The organism is Bradyrhizobium sp. MI1.11 (assembly GCF_055811255.1).
The window spans coordinates 1-581 of record NZ_JBVVPM010000198.1; the positions used below are offsets into that span (position 1 = coordinate 1).

General features: G+C 58.0%; 1 protein-coding gene. It reads right to left on the minus strand.

Annotated elements, in window-relative coordinates:
* Nucleotides 1–581 (minus strand): IS110 family RNA-guided transposase (locus tag AC0L30_RS43095; protein WP_473406801.1); only part of this gene is annotated, 581 nt, incomplete at both ends.

The following is a 581-nucleotide window of genomic DNA, read 5'->3' on the forward strand; positions in this document are numbered from 1 at the left end:
GCATCGGGGTCCTTTCTGACGGCAACCAAAATCTCTCTGTCGAGCTTCTCTATGCGGGTTGTAAGCAGCTCAATCTGTTCAGCGAATAGAATCAGGGCAAAGCGGGCGGCGCCGGGGATCCTATTGTCTTTTTCGTCCCGGAGAAGCACCAGGAGTTTTGCGATGCTTGCCATGCCTGTGCCGGCGATAATGCCCAATTCGGCCATATGAGCACGTAGGGCATTTGCAGTCTGGCTGCGCTGCCTCATCAGCAGCTCTCGCGTTCGCAAAATCATGCTGGCCGCTTGTTGTTCGGCAGTCTTCACCGGTACGAACCGCATTGTCGGGCGGGTGACCGCCTCACAAATGGCTTCAGCATCCGCCACGTCGGTCTTGTTTCGTTTGACGTAAGGCTTCACGTCTGGCGGCATCATGCGGACAGCGTGGCCCAGCGCCGCGATCTCGCGTGCCCAGTGATGGGCACTCGCACAGGCCTCCATACCTACCAAGCAAGCTGGAAGGCTCCGAAAGAAGGGCAGAACCTGCGATCGCCGCAATGTGCGACGAACCAAGACTTTCCCGTTTTCGGCGATGCCGTGAAC